The organism is Pseudoalteromonas tunicata (assembly GCF_002310815.1).
Lineage (GTDB): Bacteria > Pseudomonadota > Gammaproteobacteria > Enterobacterales > Alteromonadaceae > Pseudoalteromonas > Pseudoalteromonas tunicata.
Map to the genome: position 1 here is coordinate 2309851 of NZ_CP011032.1, position 18449 is coordinate 2328299.

Genomic DNA, 18449 nt, shown 5'->3' on the forward strand with positions numbered 1-18449 from the left:
CTAACGTTTCAATTGCTGCTGTAAAGCAAACACTAAATCACTGACTGCCAGTGGAAAATTTAACCCCAAAACTTGTTTTACCGCTTGTTGAAAATTCAATAAATGCTGTAAACAAATTTGGTAAGCCTTAAAATCGAGTTGTTGTTTGAGTAAGGCTTGTTTTACATAATCACAAACGAAGATATAAAACACGCTGCTATATTCTGATTTTTGTTGCAAAATATCAACAAGTAACTGTGCCGAGATGCCATTTTTTAGTTGTTGGACTAATTCATACAGATTAGTAAGAATAGTGTGATCTTCATTTTGCTGCCATTTTAATAATAATAAAGGCTGATGTAGGAACAGATGTTGCCAGCTTTGCCAATCAATTTTAGAGTCGGTTTCAGCCATCCATTGCTCGACTAATTGCGCATCATCAACACTTAATGTCACTTGACTGCAGCGGCTAAGCACAGTGGCAGGCAAGCGCTCAGCTTGCGCTGATACTAAAATTAGAAATCGGTTGTTTGCAGGCTCTTCTAATGTTTTTAGCAACGCATTAGCTGCTGCGGTAGTCATTAAATCTGCATCATTCACAACCACGACTTTTGCACCGCGTTGTCCTGCTGACGTTTGGCAGAAATCAGCAATTTTTCGTACTTCATCGACACCAATCGTCTTTTGTTCATGGCCTAAAACTAAATAATCAGGATGACTCTGCGCTGCAAGTAAATGACATGATTTACATTGACCACATGCTGTTAGATTCTGCTGATTTGGGCACAGCAATGCACCAGCAAGATGCACAGCCATGGTTTGTTTACCAATCCCTTGTACACCTTGTAACAGCAGCGCATGATGCAATTTCTTATTTTGAGAAGCATCTGCCAACATCTGATGCGAAGCACCAAGCCAAGGGTAAATCATTTTCCTTGCTCAACTAAAAACGCTGTCAGTACTGCGCGTATATCTTGATGCACTGCACTTATTTCTTGACCTGCCTGCACTACTTTAATGCTAGGATCGCTTGCTGCTATGGCTAAATATTGCGCCCGTGTTCGTTCAAAAAAGCTCAATTGCTCTTGCTCGATGCGATCGAGTGCACCCCGACCCGCTGCGCGCGCTAAGCCTACGGCAGGATCTATATCAAGGTAAATGGTTAAATCCGGTTTTAAACCTTTCAGTACGATGTTACTGAGCGCATTTAATGTACTGCTATCAAGCTCACGACCACCTCCTTGATATGCAAGCGATGATAAGTTGTGACGATCGCCTAATACCCACTGACCATTTGCCAGCGCAGGTCGAATTACATTGGTGAGTAACTGAGCTCTAGCAGCATACATAATGAGTAATTCAGCCTCTGCACTCATGATTTCTTGATGTGTTGCCTTCACTAAATTACGTAACGACTCAGCTAAAGGGGTACCACCTGGCTCGCGGGTATTAACAAAGTTAACCTGATGTGCCTTTAAAATTTCTTGGCACAAGGCAATCGCCGTTGATTTTCCTGCACCTTCTAAACCTTCAATTACAATAAACTTTGCTGTCATATTACTTCTTTAATTGGTATTTACGCACAGCAGCATTATGCTCACTCAGCGTTTTAGAAAATTGGTGACTCCCATCCCCTTTAGCAACAAAATAATAATAATCTGATTGCAGAGGATTTAAAGCGGCATCAATGGCCGCAGCAGATGGGCTCGCGATAGGTGTTGGAGGTAATCCATTGATCATATATGTATTAAAAGGAGTCAACTGCTTTAGATGGCTTCGCTTAATATCGCCATCAAATGCCTCGCCCAAGCCATAAATCACTGTAGGATCGGTTTGTAAGCGCATTTTTTTATTCAGGCGATTAATAAAAACGGATGCAATTAAAGGACGCTCGCTGGCAATACCAGTTTCTTTTTCGATAATTGAGGCCATGATCAACGCCTCATACGCATTTGCATACGGTAAATTCTCTGCTCGGCGCTCCCATGCTTGTTGTAAATAAGTTTTCATTTTCGACGAAGCACGTTTTAACAAGGAAATTGCGGTTTCATTAGCACGATAATAATAGGTTTCGGGATAGAGCCACCCTTCAAGATGATCACCGGTAAAATTAAGCGCGGCTTCAAGTTCATCAAGTTCAAATATAAAGTTCGGCACGCTCAAATAAGGTGCTGCGGCTATCTTATCAATGATTTGATATAAAGTTTGCCCTTCAATAATGGTAAAACTAAATAAGTGAGCATCACCTTGATTAATTCGTCTTACATTTTCAAGCACAGTACCCGGGCGCAATTGATACATGCCCGCTTTTAAATCTGTCAGACTTGGATCGAGTTTTGCTAAAATTTCCAGCCCAAGGCATGAGTCAACCAACGCAATTGTTTGCCATTGTTGACACAATTTTTTTAAGCCGATACCCGATTGCACTAAAAACAAACGAGGCTGCTCAATTGATATTCGCTGTAATGGTAATTGTTTGAATTGCCAAACAGCAGCGCTCGTTAAAGCTAAAATCAGTAATGTTACTGTAATTAATAATTTAATACGCACTAGGGTTAAGCTCTGTTCGCCATTTATTTGCTAAGGTCAGATCATAGCATTGATTACTAATAGATTTAATAGGCACAAGACCCATTAAGCTATTACAGCAAAACACTGCATCCATGGAGTAAATATCTTCCAGCGTCATTTTGATGATTTCAATGGTATTAATACAGCTTAAATGTTGCAAAAAAACGCCTAAAATACCCGATTGAGTTAAATCTGGAGTATAAAACCGACCATTTCGTACTGCTATAATATTAGCAATAGAGGTTTCAATCACATTGCCACTGACATTAAGTACCAGTGCATCTTGTGCACTATTATGGCGAATTTCTTCTTTAATTAATACTTGTTCTAACCTGTTTAAGGTTTTTAACCCAGCAAGCAAAGGCTGGAGCCCTAATCGGGTTTGCGCAATGCTTAATGCTACGCCTGATTGTTGCCATGTTTCATAATGAATAGGAAATGGAGTAACAGTTACAAAAGCCTGTGGTTGTGTATCTTCTGGTGCACTATAACCTCGCCCACCGACACCACGGGTGATCACAACTTTCACTACAGCTAATTTACACTCAGCTACATAATGCATTAGCTTGGTAGTCAAATCGTCTAAATCAAGCTCAGGAAAAAACAATCTTTGTTGGCATTGACGTAAACGCTCACGATGAAGTGGCCAAAGCTCAATTGTGCCATCAATCACCTTTGCGGTGGTAAAAAAGCCATCACCATAATTAAAGCCGCGATCTAGAGTAGAAACTGTTGTTACATCAGATATATGGAGCTGTATTTTCTTCATAAAAAAGCCCGGTATCAACCAGGCTCTCATCATTTGTGGCTAATCTTGACAGTATATCAAGGTTAACGTATTGCTAATAGATTAGATTTTCTTAAACAATAGTGACCCATTTGTGCCACCAAAACCAAATGAGTTACATAACGCATACTCAAGTTTGGCATCACGGGCGGTATGAGGTACGTAATCAAGATCACACCCTTCGTCCGGATTATCTAAGTTAATCGTTGGTGTAACTTTTTGATCTTGTAATGATAAAATACTGATAATTGATTCAACAGAGCCTGCCGCACCTAATAAATGACCCATCATTGATTTTGATGAACTCACCATAACATTATGAGCATTGTGACCAAATACTGATTTTACTGCTGCGGTTTCAGCTTTATCACCCGCATTGGTAGAAGTACCATGAGCATTAATATAACCTACTTGCTCAGCGTTAACATGCGCATCATTAAGTGCATTCACCATGGCCAATGCAGCGCCTGAACCATCTTCTGGAGGCGATGTCATATGGTAAGCATCACCACTCATACCAAAACCAACCAGTTCAGCATAAATTTTTGCACCACGCGCTTTGGCATGCTCATATTCTTCAAGCACAATTACACCCGCACCATCGGCCAGTACAAAACCATCACGATCTCTATCCCAAGGGCGAGACGCAGCTTGTGGGTTATCGTTACGTGTTGACAGTGCTCGTGCGGCACAAAAGCCGCCCATACCGATTGGGGTTGATGCTTTTTCAGCGCCACCTGCAACCATAGCATCGGCATCGCCATACGCAATCATACGCGCGGCATGGCCAATATTATGTAAACCCGTTGTACAGGCCGTAACAATAGAAATATTTGGGCCTCGTAAGCCGTGCATAATCGATAAGTGACCTGAAATCATATTGATGATGGTCGATGGCACATAAAAAGGAGAAAGTTTACGAGGGCCACTATTTAATAATTTAATGTGGTTTTCTTCTATTAAAGTTAAACCACCAATGCCTGAACCAACAGCAACACCAATGCGCGTTGCATTTTGCTCTGTCACTTCAAGACCGGAATCTTTAAACGCTTGAACCCCTGCAGCGATACCGTATTGGATAAATAAATCCATTTTTTTAGTATCTTTAGGTGCCATGTATAACGAAGCATCAAAGTTTTTTAATGTGCCAGCAAATTTAGTACCAAAGTCCGACGTATCAAAGTGTGTAATTAAATCAATTCCACTTTTGCCATTTAGCAACCCTTGCCAAGTAGACGTAACGTCATTACCTAACGGGGTTAACATACCTAAGCCAGTAACTACAACTCGACGTTTAGCCACAGTGTCCTCCAATGGGGAAAAAATGTTGGTTTTAAAATTTAGGGGATTATAGATAGATTAAGGGCAGCGAATGCTGCCCTTAACTTGCTATGTATTACTCTGCGTGTGCAGTTACGTAATCGATAGCAGCTTGAACTGTAGTAATTTTCTCAGCTTCTTCGTCTGGGATCTCAGTATCAAATTCTTCTTCTAAAGCCATTACAAGTTCAACAGTGTCTAGAGAATCTGCACCTAAGTCATCAACAAAAGAAGATTCATTTTTAACTTCTTCTTCTTTAACACCTAGTTGCTCAATGATGATTTTCTTAACGCGTTCTTGGATGTTGCTCATTCTTCTTTCCTTTATTAAAACGCTAAAGCGTTACTTTTCAGATTGCAGCGTAGTTTACGGTGCAAAATAATGTGATTCAAGAATTAAACCATACTTTTTGATCTGGTCAAACCTCATGAACCTAAAAACACTCTTTTATCGCTCATTTTAACAGCGATATCAATCTAAAATTCAGTAAGATCGTCGAAGTTGTCTATTTTCAACTACGGCGATACTTTAGCACTGAGTTTAGATCATGTACATCCCACCATTTACATGGAGAGTCTCACCTGTGACATACGCCGCCATATCAGATGCTAAATAAGCCACTGCGGCTGCAATTTCATTTGGTAAACCTAAACGACCTGCAGGCACATTGGCAAGCGTCGCAGCTTTTTGCTCAGCTGTTAATTCATCGGTCATATCCGTTTGAATAAAACCAGGAGCAACGACGTTGACTGTAATACCACGTGATGCAACTTCACGCGCAAGCGCTTTTGAAAAACCAATCACACCCGCTTTTGCTGCTGCGTAGTTTGCTTGACCCGCATTCCCCATTGTACCCACTACAGAACCAATATTAATAATACGGCCAGCACGTTTTTTCATCATCGGACGTAATACAGCTTTTGATAAGCGGAAAATTGACGTTAAGTTGGTATCAATGATGTCATCCCACTCTTGGTCTTTCATACGCATTAACAAATTATCACGTGTGATACCGGCGTTATTAACAAGTACATCAATATCACCAAAATCAGCTTGAATTGCAGCTAATACCGCTTCAACCGATGCAATATCAGTCACATTTAACGCATAACCTTTACCAGCCTGACCTAAATATTCTGAAATTGCCGCAGCGCCAGTTTCACTTGTAGCTGTACCCACAACCGTAGCACCTTGTGCAACTAAGGTTTCTGCGATTGATTTACCAATACCGCGACTTGCACCTGTTACGAGTACAATTTTACCCGCTAAAGAAAATAAATTATTCATTTGCTGTTCCGTTATTATTCTTGCGCTAATGCAGCAGTTACCGATGCAACATCGTTTACTGATACACAAGACACTGATTTATCAATTCGTTTTGCAAGACCAGACAATACTTTACCTGGACCAAATTCATACGTTGTAGTAATACCTAGCGCAGCAATATGTTGCACCGTTTCTGTCCAACGTACAGGGCTATAAAGCTGACGAACTAAAGCGTCTTTTACCTGTGCTTGTTCAGTAACCGTGGCAACATCGACATTATTAATCACATTGATGTCAGCAATATTAAAATCAATCGCATTTAAATCATTTGCTAATTTTTCAGCTGCAGGCTTCATTAATGCACAATGTGAAGGTACAGATACTGCAAGCGGCATGACCATTCTAGCACCGGCTTCTTTACAAGCCGCAGATGCACGTTCAACCGCCGCCTTTTCACCGGCTATTACTACTTGGCCTGGAGAATTAAAGTTAACAGGTGCTACAACGTCACCTTGCGCCGCACTTTGGCATGCTTGAGCAACTAAATCATCGGCTAGACCAATCACTGCGGCCATCGAACCCGTACCGGCTGGCACTGCAAGTTGCATATATTGACCACGCTTTTCAACCAGCACTACCGCATCACCCAAAGAGAGTACACCGGCACACACCAAGGCTGAATATTCACCTAAACTGTGACCAGCGAGTACCGCAGGTTTAGCACCACCTTGTGACAACCAGTGGCGATAAATAGCAACACTTGAAGTTAATAAAGCCGGCTGGGTTTTATCAGTTTGATTGAGGCTTTCTTCTGGTCCGTTTAAAACTAACGCCGCCAAGTCGTAACCAAGCGCAGCTGATGCTTCTGCGAAAGTTTCTTGAACAACCGTTGAAGAGGCAAGTAAATCGGCTAACATGCCAACTGACTGAGAACCTTGACCGGGGAATAAAATTGCAAATTTTTCTGACATATAATTTTCTTCTTTTACAAAAAAAATGACCTATTTCAAGCAGCTCATCGATGAGCTTAAAATCAAATAAGTATGACGATAAGCAGCAGGAATTTATTATTTTGACTATTTCCAAAGCGACTTAACAATTAATCACACCGCTTTAGCGTGTAACAGCCATTAACTATTACAATCGTTTTTAGCAGTGCTTTGAGCTAAAACTTGTTCGAACTTGCGCTGGATTTTCTCTGGCAATTGACGTTCAACTTCGCGTACAGCTTCTTTTATTGCGGCAAGAAATGCTTTTTCTGAGGCGTTTCCGTGACTTTTCACCACAATTCCGCGCAATCCTATCAGACTTGCACCGTTATACTGGTCGGGGTTCACCCTTTTATAGAGTTTTTTTAATACTGGAGTAAGTAATAAGGCTAAAATTTTATAAAAAAAGCTCTTATTGAGTGCTTTATTAAGTTTATAAAAAATAAGTTTGGCAATACCCTCACAGGTTTTAAGTGCCACATTCCCCACAAATCCATCACAGACAATTACATCTGCTTTACCAGTAAAAATATCACTGCCTTCACTGTAACCAATATAATTGAGATGCTTACTGGCCTGCATTAATTTTGCAGCTTCTTTAATGCAATCATGCCCTTTAATTTCTTCAGCACCAATATTGAGCAAACTCACTCGGGCTTGAGTTAAATTCTGAGCTTGTTCTGCTACCACTGAGCCCATGAGCGCAAACTGAAATAATGTTTCAGCATCACAAATTACATTTGCCCCTAAATCGAGCAAATAAACTGGTTTCGGTGTTTGAGTGGGTACGGATGTGATTAAGGCTGGCCGCGAAATACCTGGCAGCATTTTTAAGACATAATGAGCGGTCGCTAATAAAGCACCGGTATTACCAGAACTCACGCAGGCTTGTGCTCGGCCGGATTTGACCAATTCTAACGCGACACGCATGGATGAATCTTTTTTGTTACGCAGCGCTAAAGACGGCTTATCATCATTGTTAACCATTTCGGAACAATGTTGAATATGTATTCTAGGGTGAGTAAGTGCACCACGCTTGGTTAATTCGGTGCGGATCAAACGCTCGTTACCACAAAGGATAAGCGTTAAATTTTCAATAGAGTTAACCGCTTCGACAGCAGCAGGAAGAGATGAACGGGGGCCGTAATCGCCCCCCATTATATCTAACGCTATGGTTAGATTATTTGGCATAATATAATCTCTAAAAAGAAATTAAATTACTTTAACGCCTTTGTAGTAACCGTCAGCAGTTACATGGTGACGACGATGAGTCTCACCTGAAACTTGATCAACAGTTAAAGTTGGTGCGCTTAATGAATCGTGAGCGCGACGTGTACCGCGACGTGCACGAGACTTTTTGCTTTTTTGTACAGCCATTAGCCTTCTCCTAAGAATCTTTCTTAAGTTGTTTTAAAATTTCAAATGGATTTGGTTTGTCTTCTACTTCATCAATTTCGCCAAAGCTGATAGGCTCTGGTGAATAACGGCATAGCGACTCTTCATGCATTGGTACTAATGGTATAGCCAATATCAACTCATCTTCGATAAGTTGATGAAGATTGACCTCACCTTCCTCATTTAACTCAACAACTTCATAGTAGTCAGGCAAATGATCAGACGATTTGCCAGCAGCAACAGCTGCATAAGCTAAGTCTAGTTCCAAATCCAACCCAATATCGCCATTACAACGTTGACACGTTAAAGTGACTGGCGCTTTTACATTACTGTAAATAACCAGGCGCTTTTGCGCATCATAATCGCAATGGATTTTTACCTGTACCTCGCCTACTTTTTCTTGTACAACCTGCTCAAGACGAGCAAAGCTGTCAAACGTTACAATGCCATCATAAGTCAGGCGTTGCTTCGCAATTTTAACAGGATCAATAGTTCTAGGAATCTTTACCTTTTGCATAGGGGCTGCATCATATAGATAGTTACCAATATAGTCAAAATAAAAATAAACTTTCCTTTGCATTTCGCACCTTAGCGGCCTACTCTGCTCGGGTATCTATTATCACATAGGATTAGTATGACCGCACGCATCATTTTAGCGTCAACTTCTGTGTTTCGTCAGTCTTTGTTAAAAAAATTTAATCTCCCTTTTGAGACTGCATCACCCGATGTTGATGAATCAGCGCTTCCAAACGAAACAGCTCCTGCATTAGTTGAACGCTTAGCCTTATACAAAGCGCAGGCTGTCGCAAAAAACAACTCAAATGCCATTATTATTGGTTCAGACCAAGTGGCTTTGTTTAATGAGAAAATACTTGGAAAACCTCATACTAAAGAGAACGCAATTGCACAATTGACGGCATTTAGTGGTCAAAAAGTCACTTTTTTAACTGGTCTTGCATTAATTAATAGCCACTCGGGTGAACAACAAACCACAGTTGAACCATTTGATGTTTATTTTCGCACGCTTACTTTATCTCAAATCGAGCACTATGTTGACGCAGAGCAACCATTTCAATGTGCTGGCAGCTTTAAAAGTGAGGGGTTGGGAATTTGCTTATTTGAACGTTTTGAAGGACGAGACCCTAATTCATTAATCGGATTGCCTTTAATGGCCTTAAATGAAATGTTACTCAATTGGAAGATAGATATTTTAGCCTTGCAACAACGCCAAGGCTAAATGTGTTGTTTAGGTGAGTATCAACAATAACTCAGCAAACGAATCGACTACCGCAATTGGATTAAGTGGTCTTAATTCATCTGCGGTACAGACCCCAAAGGTCACTCCTATTGCAGACATGTTTATCGCTTGAGCCATTTGCAAATCGATGGTGGTATCGCCAATCATCACTGCATCTTCTAAAGCTATGCCCGTAACAGCGAGGATTTGAGCAAGCATGTCAGGAGAAGGTTTTGACTGTGCATCATCAGAACTTCTGGTCACAGTAAACAATGAACTTAATCCGGTCTCAGCCAATATACGATCTAAACCTGGTCGCCCCTTCCCTGTGGCAACCGCTAAAACATAACCGCGGGCTTTAAGCGTTTCGAGCACCCTATTTACATCTTCAAATAAAGGCGTTTTTGGTTGACTGTCTAATTTATACTGACGTTTATAGGCATCAACCAAATCAGTATGAAGCTCTATGTGATCCGGGAATAAGCGCGCAACAGCAACGGGTAAACTAAGTCCGATAATATTCTTAATTGCTGAGGCATCGGGTGGCTGCAACGAAAACTCCTGCGCGGCACATTGCATCGCGGCAATAATTCGCGCAATCGAATCCATTATGGTGCCATCCCAATCAAAAATAGCTAGTTTATAACGCATGATCAGCACGTAATCTTACAATTGTGCGCTTTAAGGTTTCATCTAACGGCGCTTCAACAGTCATATCTTGTTCGAGCTTTGGATGATAAAAAGTTAAATCATGGGCATGTAAAAATAAACGATTTAACCCAAACCCCTTCATTTTTTGATCAAATTCAGTATCGCCGTATTTATCATCACACGCTATCGGATGCCCTTTACACTGGGTATGAACACGAATTTGATGAGTACGACCCGTTACAGGTGATGCTTGAACTAAAGTGCCATCACGAAAACGCTCCAAAACTCTAAAACGAGTATGAGATGCTTTACCTTCTTCATGATCAACGCGTACAACGCGCTCACCTGATTGCAGCGTATTTTTGCGCAGCGGTTCAGTCACGTTTTTATCTTTTGATAACCATTCACCCGATACTAATGCCCAATAATTTTTTTGCATGGTTTTTTCACGCAATTGTTCATGCAAACTTTTTAGCACAGAACGTTTTTTCGAGATCAACAAACACCCTGAAGTGTCACGGTCTAAACGATGAACCAATTCAAGAGCCGTTTCTTGTGGTCTTAGTGTTCGCATGGCTTCAATTAAGCCATAACTCAAACCACTGCCCCCGTGCACTGCCATACCAGCAGGTTTATTAATCACGATAAGGTACTTATCTTCAAATAAAATCGCATCTTCTAACCGACTGATTACATCTAGATTTTTTGGCACAAACTCTTCTTGTTCAGCCATTTTAATTGGTGGAATACGCACTTCATCACCGATGTTTAATTTATAAATCGGTTTAATGCGTTTTTTATTAACTCGAACCTCACCTTTTCGTAAAATACGATAGATGGCACTTTTTGGCACACCCTTTAACTTCGTTATCAGAAAGTTATCGATCCTCTGACCATCATGATCTTCTGTAACTGTATGAAAAATAACTTGCGTTCCGAGTTTCTCTGACATTGCCTAATCACTGATTTGAGTAATAATTTTAGTTGCTAACCTGTAATGAATAGTGGGATAATCCCGCAGTAAATTACCTGTAAAGCAGGAATTTTGGTGCTTTTTTGCACAAATAGGAAGTGGTGTCGCACACTTCGGATACAAGATCATACAGATTCAAGCTAAGATTTCCAAAGCTTTTAGTAGATATCCGAATAACTCGTGTCTTCAGCCTACGACGATGAGCGTAATGTATCGTCAGATAGAGCTGAACGCCTGCCTAAAAAAAGCGAATAATATAACGGTTTTGTCCAAACTTAAGTGGTCGACAGTTCGTTTAGTTTAATTTTTAAATACATATCCCCGACAGACATCCAGTCGTGAGACTGCACAAAAATAAAGGGGTGTCTGAACTAATTGAAACAATCTCCACCATTTAGGCCAATTAGACACATTAATAGAGTAACAATATGAAACGTATGCTAATCAATGCTACGCAGCAAGAAGAAATGCGCGTCGCACTGGTTGACGGCCAACGCTTATACGATCTAGATATCGAAAGCCCAGGTCACGAACAGAAAAAAGCTAATATTTACAAAGGTAAAATTACCCGCGTTGAACCAAGTTTAGAAGCTGCATTTGTTGATTATGGCGCACAACGCCATGGTTTCCTTCCTTTAAAAGAAATTGCCCGCACTTACTTTCCTAAAGATTATAACTTCAGTGGTCGTCCAAATATCAAAGACGTGATCAAAGAAGGTCAAGAAGTTATTGTTCAAGTAGACAAAGAAGAACGTGGTCAAAAAGGTGCTGCATTAACTACGTTTATCAGTGTCGCTGGTAGTTATTTAGTATTAATGCCAAATAACCCGCGTGCAGGTGGTATTTCTCGTCGTATTGAAGGGGATGAGCGTACTGATCTTAAAGATGCATTAAGCCGTTTAGAATTACCAAAAGGCATGGGACTCATTGTTCGTACTGCTGGTGTTGGTAAATCATTTGAAGAACTCGATTACGACTTAAAAGCACTACTTATTCACTGGGATGCCATTGTTACAGCCTCTGAAAAAGGCCCTGCTCCGTTTTTAATCCACCAAGAAAGCAACGTAATTTTCCGTGCTATTCGTGATTATTTACGTCGTGACATTGGTGAAATTCTGATTGATAAAACACGCGTTTTTGAAGAAGCAAAAGCCCATATAGAGCGTTTTCGCCCTGATTTTATGAGCCGCGTTAAACTTTACAAAGGCGAAGTACCGCTGTTTACTCATTACCAAATTGAAAGTCAAATCGAATCAGCGTTTCAACGCGAAGTACGTCTACCTTCAGGAGGTTCAATTGTAATTGACCCAACAGAAGCCTTGACCTCAATTGATATCAACTCATCAAAAGCCACTAAAGGTGGTGATATTGAAGAAACAGCATTTAATACCAATTTAGAAGCTGCTGATGAAATTGCCCGTCAATTGCGTTTACGTGATTTAGGTGGCTTAATTGTTATCGACTTTATCGATATGACACCACCACGTCATCAACGTGAAGTTGAAAATCGTTTAAAAGAAGCCGTACGCCCTGACCGTGCTCGTGTTCAAATCGGTAAAATCTCACGTTTTGGTTTACTTGAAATGTCGCGTCAACGTCTTCGCCCTTCATTAGGTGAAGCAAGCCAAGGCACCTGTCCGCGTTGTAATGGCCAAGGTACAATTCGCTCGACGGAATCAATCGCACTATCAATTTTGCGTTTAATCGAAGAAGAAGCGATAAAAGACAATACAGCACAAGTGAATGCTCAAGTGCCTGTGAGCGTTGCTGCGTACTTGCTCAATGAAAAACGCCGCAGCGTCAGTGCTATTGAAAAACATCATGAATGTGATGTGGTTATTGTGCCAAATCAGCACATGGAAACCCCTCATTATGAAGTGCACCGTCTAAAACACGATGAAACCGTTGAATCGGTAAGCTACAGCCAAATTAAAAAGCCTGAAGCGATGTCGTTTGATGCCAGCAAAATTCAAAAAGTTGAAAAAGAACAACCTGCATTACAAGGTGTTATTTCACCTACTGAACCTGCTCCAGTTGCCAAAAAACCTGAGCCTGCTCCAGTTGCTGTTGCGCCAAGTGAAGGTCTACTGAGCAAGCTGACTCGTTGGGTAAAAAGTTTATTCGCGAGCGAAGAAAAGCCCGAAGTTAAAGAGGCCCAAGAGCGTACGACTCCTCCACGTAATAACGATTCTCGTCGTCGCAATAACAGTCGTGCGCGTCCACCACGCAAATCGGTCGATGCAAGTGATTCGGCTACAAAACCAGCTGATAAGCCGGTTCGTGATAATAGCGATTCACGTGTGGAACGTGATAGCCGTGATAACAAAAACAAGCGTCGTCGCTCACCTAACCGTAAACCTGCAAGCGAAGTAGTTGAAACTGCCGCCGCTGCTGTTGAAGCAGTTGTTGAGCAACAACCTGAGCCGCGCTTTAAAGAGCGCCGTCAACGCCGTAATTTGCGTAAAAAAGTACGTGTAACTGAAGATGTGCTTGAGACTTTAACACTGGACGATATTAAAGTTGTTGAGCCAGCACCACAAGTGCAAGTAAAAACCGCTCAAGCAGACGTTAAAGTTGAAGATAAGCCAAGCACTAAAACTGAGAAAGTTATCAGTGATGAAGACGTTGGTTTTGATAATGTTGATGCTTTAAACAATGAAGAAGATGGCGCAGACTCGAAAGAACCGCGTAGTCGCTCTCGTCGTTCACCTCGTCATTTACGTGCTGCGGGTCAAAAACGCCGCAAACCAAATGAAGGTGAAAATACTGCACAAATAGAGACAGTGGAATCGCCAGGTTTCGTACCTGTTGCAGACCAAGAAATAGCAGCACAGCAATCTCGCAAACAACAAGCATTAAAAGTTGCGGTTGATGCGGTTGATGCGGTTGATGCGGTTGATGCGAAAATTGTTGAGGATTCTGCTCCAGTTGCAACGACTGAAGTACCTGTGATTGAAGTTACATCAACGGAAGTCGCTTCAATAGAGGTGAGTAAAACAACGGATATTGAACCTGCTGAAGTGGTAAGTGATGTATTAGCTGTTACGACTGCCGTTGTTGAACAGACTCAAAGCGATGAAGTTGCGCAATCTGTTGAAGTTAGTCCTGTGGTTGAAGTTAGTCCTGCGGTTGAACAAAGTGTTCTAGTATCTGAAGATGTAACGCAAACAGCGATTGAAGCCGAAACTACACCAGTAAATGATGTTGAAATATCGACAGACACTGCTCTGCAGTCTACGGATACGCCGCTTGTAATTGAAACTGAAGCGTCAGAAGCTGAAACAGTAATTGAAACTGAAACGTCAGAAACTGAAGTAAACCAAGAATCTAAAGAAGCAGAAGCTACTGATGTAACAAATGCTGCTGTTGAACAAGTGGTTGAAACAGTTATGGCAGTTGAAGTTGAATCAACACCTAACGTTGAAGTTGAATCAACACCAGCTATTGGTGCTGAACAAAACCCTGTTACGGTTGTTGAAGCCCGAGTGTCTGCAATTGCCAGTGCACCAATGACTAAACCAACAGCTATTGCGTTAACTGAAAATGTTACTCTACCTAGCGCGATGCCAGCAGAGCAAAGAGTACAAGTACAATACAGTGAGCAACAATCAGGTTCAATTGCACCGACTAGTCGTGCAAGTGCACCAATGACTAAAGCTCAAGCAGTTTAACGTTTAGTTAAACCAATAAAAAAGCAGCTCAAGTTGAGCTGCTTTTTTGTTTTTAGTTTAATGAAAACTGACTCTGTTAAGTTAATATCAATTGCTACCACTCACGACAACATTGAGCCGTCAATATCTTTAGACAAAAAGGCATATTGACTAAGTTAATACTAAGATTCTTCAGCAAAAAACTTTTGTAATTGGTCTTTTAGATTCGGTGGAATCCCTTTAATTGTCAGTGTATCTGAACGCTCATCATAATGAATACGCTCGCCTAAATGCTTACGCTCAAAACTAATACTCACGCCAGCACCTGCACCGGCAAACTTCACCATACTGGTTACTGTTTTCTTATCAATTGGGAAACTTTCCGATAAGTCGTAATTTTGCTCACGATAAAAGGTATCAAAACTTGGGCCTTCGCCTTTGCTAATGGTATCCGATAACGCAACAACTTCAGCATCATTGCCGGTTGTAACACAATCACTACAGTAATCAAAAACTTGACGACGTAATTCATTTTTTTCTTGGCGATCAAATTCTTGTTCAGAAAAATAATCTTCCACGGCTTCTAACATCACTTGGCTTTGCTGACGGGCATCAATCCCCTCTTCACAACCTAAAAAATCTAAGAAGAAATCTGCAACTTTACGCCCAGCTCGTCCTTTGATAAATGAAACATAACGATTTTCATCCGCTTGTGCCGCCCATTGCGATAAGTTAATTCTTGCCGCAAGTTGCATACGGGTGATATCTAAATGACGAGACATCGCTAAATCAAGATCTGAGGTAATCGAATAATGATCTTTGATATTAATTAACGCTATCATCATAAAATCATCTGCCACATACTTATAATGGCAAAAGACTAAATAACCTGTTTCGTTAAAGGCGTATTTATTGAGTTCTTCTTTTAGCACTTGTGTGGCTTGCTCTGTCATATTCCAGAAATGACAATCACCTTGCCGATATGACTGCAATGCTGATGCGACCACGCTATTCTTCTGGCCACTAAAGCCACAAAATCCCTTACCAGGCTTGCCATTATAAGCATGATGGAGCTGTTCGATGAAAACCTCAACACGGTCATTCACAGGCATCTCATCGCCTCTGAGATGGATCTCTATTTTTTCGTCTTTTTTGTCGACATAATGAACGACTAATCTTTCAACTTGTGTTGTCATCTTTGTTTTTTGCGCCTCCAATGTTAATATGGTAGTAATTTTTGTTGTGTGAAGAATCCTAGAATGCCAATTATATCAAAATACTCTAATGAACAAGTAGAAAAAATCGTTGATGAAGTGATTACATTACTACAAAGCCATAAAGCGCCTGTAGACTTAAGCTTAATGTGCTTAGGAAATGCAATTACCCATATCATTAGCGAACATGTTCCAGCTAAAAAACAAGCAGAAGTTGCGAGTAACTTCGCCCAAGCATTAAAACAATCGGTTAAATAACTGAATGAATCTTGCAGAACAAAGTCAATTTACCTCTAAAGCAAGTCAACTATTAAGCTGGGGCCATTGGTTTACATTCGCCAATATTGGCTTAGCGCTCATAATTAGTTTTGCTTACCTTGCAGCAGATAACGCTCCTGAAACTTTTTTAGGTGGTGTCTATCTATTAATAAATTGGCTAGGCCATATTGGCTTTTTAACGTTTATTTGCTTTGTTCTGACCATTTTCCCTCTGAGTTTAGTTTTCCCATACCCACGGCATATTCGAGGTATGGCGGCGGTGCTTGCCACCTTTGGAGCGTCACTTTTAGCCCTTGATGCCTTTGTATATTTTAATTTAGGGTATCATTTAAGCTCCTCTGCGTTACCACAAATTATGTCATTAACATGGCAAACATTGGTAAAAGGTTCTTGGCTTGCAACATTTAGTGCCGGTGCCATTGTATTGCTCATTTTATGCTTTGAATTGGTTATCAGTAATTTTTGCTGGCACCATCTTGAGCGCCTAAAACAAATTACATGCGGTAAGAAGATAACCGCCCTATTTGTTTGCTGCTTTGCCGCCAGCCACTTAATGCATATTTGGGCTGATGCGAACTTAAATTTTGATATCACCAAACAAGATAACGTTTTACCATTATCATACCCAACAACAGCGCGTAGCTTACTGGCTAAAAATAATTTATTAGATATCGACCTTTATCAGAAACAGCGAGATATTAAAGTCACTGGCCTTGATAATCACTACCAGTTACCAACTCATATTCCAGCTTGTCGCCTCACCAGTCAGGTTAAAAATAGCAGCAACATTGATTTTTTAATTTTTGATTCTGAGCAAGAATTACAGCGTTATATCAAAAAACAAACAATACAAACGTTTTATCCGCTTGAGCGCTTTTTACAGCCAACGCTCGCAGAAGATACTGTCTTTAATTTGGTTTATGGCCTACCAGCCTATTACAAACCGTCGTTATTAAGTGAACAAATAAAGCCAGCTTGGTTAAATGAGCATATTCAGTTTACTAGTGAAGGTTGGCCTGAGTTTGAATTTTTAAATCGCCCAGCAACTTCAGCACACAATGCAAAAATCAACTTAGTTCGCGCAAGTGACTCAACTCAAAGTACCGCTGATCGTATTTTTGCTTTTAGCTTAGCAACAAACCATGTTCGAGTAGTCGAGTCATCTACTTTATACGTCAGTGATAAAGCGCTTCGTCAAGACAGCAATATCATTCAACCTATGGACTTAATTACAACTAGCTTGGCGTATTACTGGGGCTGCTCTGATGTAGCAGCCGCAACATTAATGGGTAATAATCTAATAAAAGAGCAAGCAGACAGTGGTATAAATTACTCTCAAGGCGTGTTTATTGCCTATAAAAAAGACCGTATTACCTTGATTGAACCTGATGGCAGCTTTAAAAATATATCTGCAGCTCAAGGTTTTGCACTCGAACACAAGCTAGACGTTCCCTTTTTAGTTGAAAGTATTAAAGAGCTCAAACGCTTCAGTCCATAAAAACTAGACTAAAGTATTGCTTGTCGCTACAGTGATCCCTAGTTATGTTAAAAATGTAACTAGGGAGATGTTATGTCAGTAATAAAAAATGGTTCTGTATTAGTCTCAATCCTTTTCATATCATATTCATCTTTTTGCATGGCAAAAACTGATAATACTCGTTTTTATCAATGCCAAGGCGAAAAAGGAATTATAATCAGCCAGTTTCCTTGCTCTGCAGATGCTGAGCTGAAAACGGTATCAACATTTGTACCTAAAGAAACTCGTGATACCCAGCAAGATATTATTCAACTTAATCAAACTCAATTTGAGCAACAAATTGAAGTTCTTGAATCAAAAATAAAAACTGCGCAACAAAAGATCCGAAACTATCAAAGAGCCAAAATGACTGAGCGACGTGATGAGCTTGATAAACTCGAAAAGTTAATGGATCAAAAAACCAAAAAAGCACTAAGCAAAACTGTAAAACAAGAAGTAAAAAATATCGAAAATAAATATGACGAGCAAGTAAAAGAGCAGCGCCTTATTTTAAAAGACTTAAAAAGTGAGTTAACCAGTCTCAAAAAACGTTACCAATAGCCAAGCTGCTGAAATAATAAGATAAAAGATAAATACCTTGCGTATTAAGAGCATTTTATT

Annotated in this window: 19 protein-coding genes; 5 read left to right on the forward strand and 14 right to left on the reverse strand. The window is 40.5% G+C overall.

Features of this window, described 5'->3' with window-relative positions; translation table 11 throughout:
• The 11 genes from holB to yceD all read right to left on the reverse strand — a co-directional run bounded on the left by holB (position 1) and on the right by yceD (position 8825).
• A complete protein-coding gene (gene holB / locus PTUN_RS10450) occupies positions 1 to 909 on the reverse strand; it encodes a DNA polymerase III subunit delta' (protein WP_009840247.1) in 909 nt (302 codons plus the stop codon).
• A complete protein-coding gene (tmk, locus tag PTUN_RS10455; RefSeq protein WP_009840248.1) occupies positions 906 to 1535 on the reverse strand; it encodes a dTMP kinase in 630 nt (209 codons plus the stop codon). Before tmk ends, holB begins: the two co-directional genes overlap by 4 nt.
• A gap of 1 nt (position 1536) precedes the next feature.
• Positions 1537 to 2529, reverse strand: coding sequence for an endolytic transglycosylase MltG (mltG, locus tag PTUN_RS10460; RefSeq protein WP_009840249.1), 993 nt, complete (start codon positions 2527 to 2529; stop codon positions 1537 to 1539).
• Positions 2519 to 3319, reverse strand: coding sequence for an aminodeoxychorismate lyase (gene pabC, locus PTUN_RS10465; RefSeq protein ID WP_009840250.1), 801 nt, complete (start codon positions 3317 to 3319; stop codon positions 2519 to 2521). The genes mltG and pabC overlap by 11 nt, the downstream gene beginning before the upstream one ends.
• An 81-nt stretch (positions 3320 to 3400) precedes the next feature.
• Positions 3401 to 4639, reverse strand: a complete 1239-nt coding sequence (gene fabF, locus PTUN_RS10470) for a beta-ketoacyl-ACP synthase II (RefSeq protein ID WP_009840251.1) — start codon at positions 4637 to 4639, stop codon at positions 3401 to 3403.
• Positions 4640 to 4733: 94 nt separating this feature from the next.
• Entirely contained in the window at positions 4734 to 4970 is a 237-nt protein-coding gene (gene acpP / locus PTUN_RS10475) for an acyl carrier protein (RefSeq protein WP_009840252.1), read from the reverse strand.
• A 228-nt stretch (positions 4971 to 5198) separates the two neighbouring features.
• Complete coding sequence (fabG, locus tag PTUN_RS10480; protein WP_009840253.1) at positions 5199 to 5945, reverse strand: 3-oxoacyl-ACP reductase FabG; 747 nt, start codon at positions 5943 to 5945, stop codon at positions 5199 to 5201.
• Between the two features lie 14 nt (positions 5946 to 5959).
• Entirely contained in the window at positions 5960 to 6895 is a 936-nt protein-coding gene (gene fabD, locus PTUN_RS10485; RefSeq protein ID WP_009840254.1) for an ACP S-malonyltransferase, read from the reverse strand.
• Between the two features lie 159 nt (positions 6896 to 7054).
• Positions 7055 to 8104 (reverse strand): phosphate acyltransferase PlsX, encoded by a 1050-nt coding sequence (gene plsX, locus PTUN_RS10490; protein WP_009840255.1) that lies wholly within the window; start codon positions 8102 to 8104, stop codon positions 7055 to 7057.
• 21 nt (positions 8105 to 8125) lie between these two features.
• The gene (gene rpmF / locus PTUN_RS10495) at positions 8126 to 8290 is read right to left on the reverse strand and encodes a 50S ribosomal protein L32 (protein ID WP_009840256.1); all 165 of its coding nucleotides are present in this window, start codon (positions 8288 to 8290) and stop codon (positions 8126 to 8128) included.
• Between the two features lie 10 nt (positions 8291 to 8300).
• A complete protein-coding gene (gene yceD / locus PTUN_RS10500) occupies positions 8301 to 8825 on the reverse strand; it encodes a 23S rRNA accumulation protein YceD (protein ID WP_040644303.1) in 525 nt (174 codons plus the stop codon).
• Between the two features lie 117 nt (positions 8826 to 8942).
• Here yceD and PTUN_RS10505 point away from each other — a divergent pair, with 117 nt between their 5' ends.
• On the forward strand, positions 8943 to 9545 hold the full coding sequence (locus PTUN_RS10505; protein WP_009840258.1) for a Maf family protein: 603 nt from the start codon (positions 8943 to 8945) through the stop codon (positions 9543 to 9545).
• Between the two features lie 9 nt (positions 9546 to 9554).
• On the opposite strand, the gene PTUN_RS10510 is transcribed toward PTUN_RS10505, so the two are convergent.
• A complete protein-coding gene (locus PTUN_RS10510; RefSeq protein ID WP_009840259.1) occupies positions 9555 to 10196 on the reverse strand; it encodes an HAD-IA family hydrolase in 642 nt (213 codons plus the stop codon).
• On the reverse strand, positions 10186 to 11148 hold the full coding sequence (rluC, locus tag PTUN_RS10515) for a 23S rRNA pseudouridine(955/2504/2580) synthase RluC (RefSeq protein ID WP_009840260.1): 963 nt from the start codon (positions 11146 to 11148) through the stop codon (positions 10186 to 10188). Before rluC ends, PTUN_RS10510 begins: the two co-directional genes overlap by 11 nt.
• A gap of 449 nt (positions 11149 to 11597) precedes the next feature.
• On the opposite strand from rluC, the gene rne reads away from it, so the two are divergent.
• Positions 11598 to 14840 carry a ribonuclease E gene (rne, locus tag PTUN_RS10520; protein WP_009840261.1) on the forward strand — a complete coding sequence of 1081 codons (3243 nt, stop codon included), beginning with the start codon at positions 11598 to 11600 and terminating at the stop codon, positions 14838 to 14840.
• 161 nt (positions 14841 to 15001) lie between these two features.
• Here rne and yejK read toward each other — a convergent pair whose 3' ends face one another.
• Entirely contained in the window at positions 15002 to 16015 is a 1014-nt protein-coding gene (yejK, locus tag PTUN_RS10525; RefSeq protein WP_009840263.1) for a nucleoid-associated protein YejK, read from the reverse strand.
• Positions 16016 to 16078: 63 nt separating this feature from the next.
• On the opposite strand from yejK, the gene PTUN_RS10530 reads away from it, so the two are divergent.
• From PTUN_RS10530 to PTUN_RS10540, 3 genes are all read left to right on the forward strand, one after another.
• Entirely contained in the window at positions 16079 to 16291 is a 213-nt protein-coding gene (locus tag PTUN_RS10530) for a YejL family protein (RefSeq protein WP_009840264.1), read from the forward strand.
• Positions 16292 to 16295: 4 nt separating this feature from the next.
• A complete protein-coding gene (locus tag PTUN_RS10535; protein ID WP_009840265.1) occupies positions 16296 to 17810 on the forward strand; it encodes a DUF3413 domain-containing protein in 1515 nt (504 codons plus the stop codon).
• 72 nt (positions 17811 to 17882) lie between these two features.
• Entirely contained in the window at positions 17883 to 18389 is a 507-nt protein-coding gene (locus PTUN_RS10540; RefSeq protein ID WP_040644172.1) for a hypothetical protein, read from the forward strand.
• Positions 18390 to 18449: the final 60 nt, after the last annotated feature.

Bases quoted from the DNA above. Each gene is read 5' to 3' on its own strand.
- rne (WP_009840261.1), top strand. From the start codon at position 11,598: ATGAAACGTATGCTAATCAATGCTACGCAGCAAGAAGAAATGCGCGTC.
- acpP (WP_009840252.1), bottom strand. From the start codon at position 4,970: ATGAGCAACATCCAAGAACGCGTTAAGAAAATCATCATTGAGCAACTA.
- fabD (WP_009840254.1), bottom strand. From the start codon at position 6,895: ATGTCAGAAAAATTTGCAATTTTATTCCCCGGTCAAGGTTCTCAGTCA.
- holB (WP_009840247.1), bottom strand. From the start codon at position 909: ATGATTTACCCTTGGCTTGGTGCTTCGCATCAGATGTTGGCAGATGCT.
- plsX (WP_009840255.1), bottom strand. From the start codon at position 8,104: ATGCCAAATAATCTAACCATAGCGTTAGATATAATGGGGGGCGATTAC.
- rluC (WP_009840260.1), bottom strand. From the start codon at position 11,148: ATGTCAGAGAAACTCGGAACGCAAGTTATTTTTCATACAGTTACAGAA.
- fabG (WP_009840253.1), bottom strand. From the start codon at position 5,945: ATGAATAATTTATTTTCTTTAGCGGGTAAAATTGTACTCGTAACAGGT.
- PTUN_RS10505 (WP_009840258.1), top strand. From the start codon at position 8,943: ATGACCGCACGCATCATTTTAGCGTCAACTTCTGTGTTTCGTCAGTCT.
- PTUN_RS10530 (WP_009840264.1), top strand. From the start codon at position 16,079: ATGCCAATTATATCAAAATACTCTAATGAACAAGTAGAAAAAATCGTT.
- PTUN_RS10510 (WP_009840259.1), bottom strand. From the start codon at position 10,196: ATGCGTTATAAACTAGCTATTTTTGATTGGGATGGCACCATAATGGAT.
- PTUN_RS10540 (WP_040644172.1), top strand. From the start codon at position 17,883: ATGTCAGTAATAAAAAATGGTTCTGTATTAGTCTCAATCCTTTTCATA.
- pabC (WP_009840250.1), bottom strand. From the start codon at position 3,319: ATGAAGAAAATACAGCTCCATATATCTGATGTAACAACAGTTTCTACT.
- yejK (WP_009840263.1), bottom strand. From the start codon at position 16,015: ATGACAACACAAGTTGAAAGATTAGTCGTTCATTATGTCGACAAAAAA.
- rpmF (WP_009840256.1), bottom strand. From the start codon at position 8,290: ATGGCTGTACAAAAAAGCAAAAAGTCTCGTGCACGTCGCGGTACACGT.
- yceD (WP_040644303.1), bottom strand. From the start codon at position 8,825: ATGCAAAAGGTAAAGATTCCTAGAACTATTGATCCTGTTAAAATTGCG.
- PTUN_RS10535 (WP_009840265.1), top strand. From the start codon at position 16,296: ATGAATCTTGCAGAACAAAGTCAATTTACCTCTAAAGCAAGTCAACTA.
- tmk (WP_009840248.1), bottom strand. From the start codon at position 1,535: ATGACAGCAAAGTTTATTGTAATTGAAGGTTTAGAAGGTGCAGGAAAA.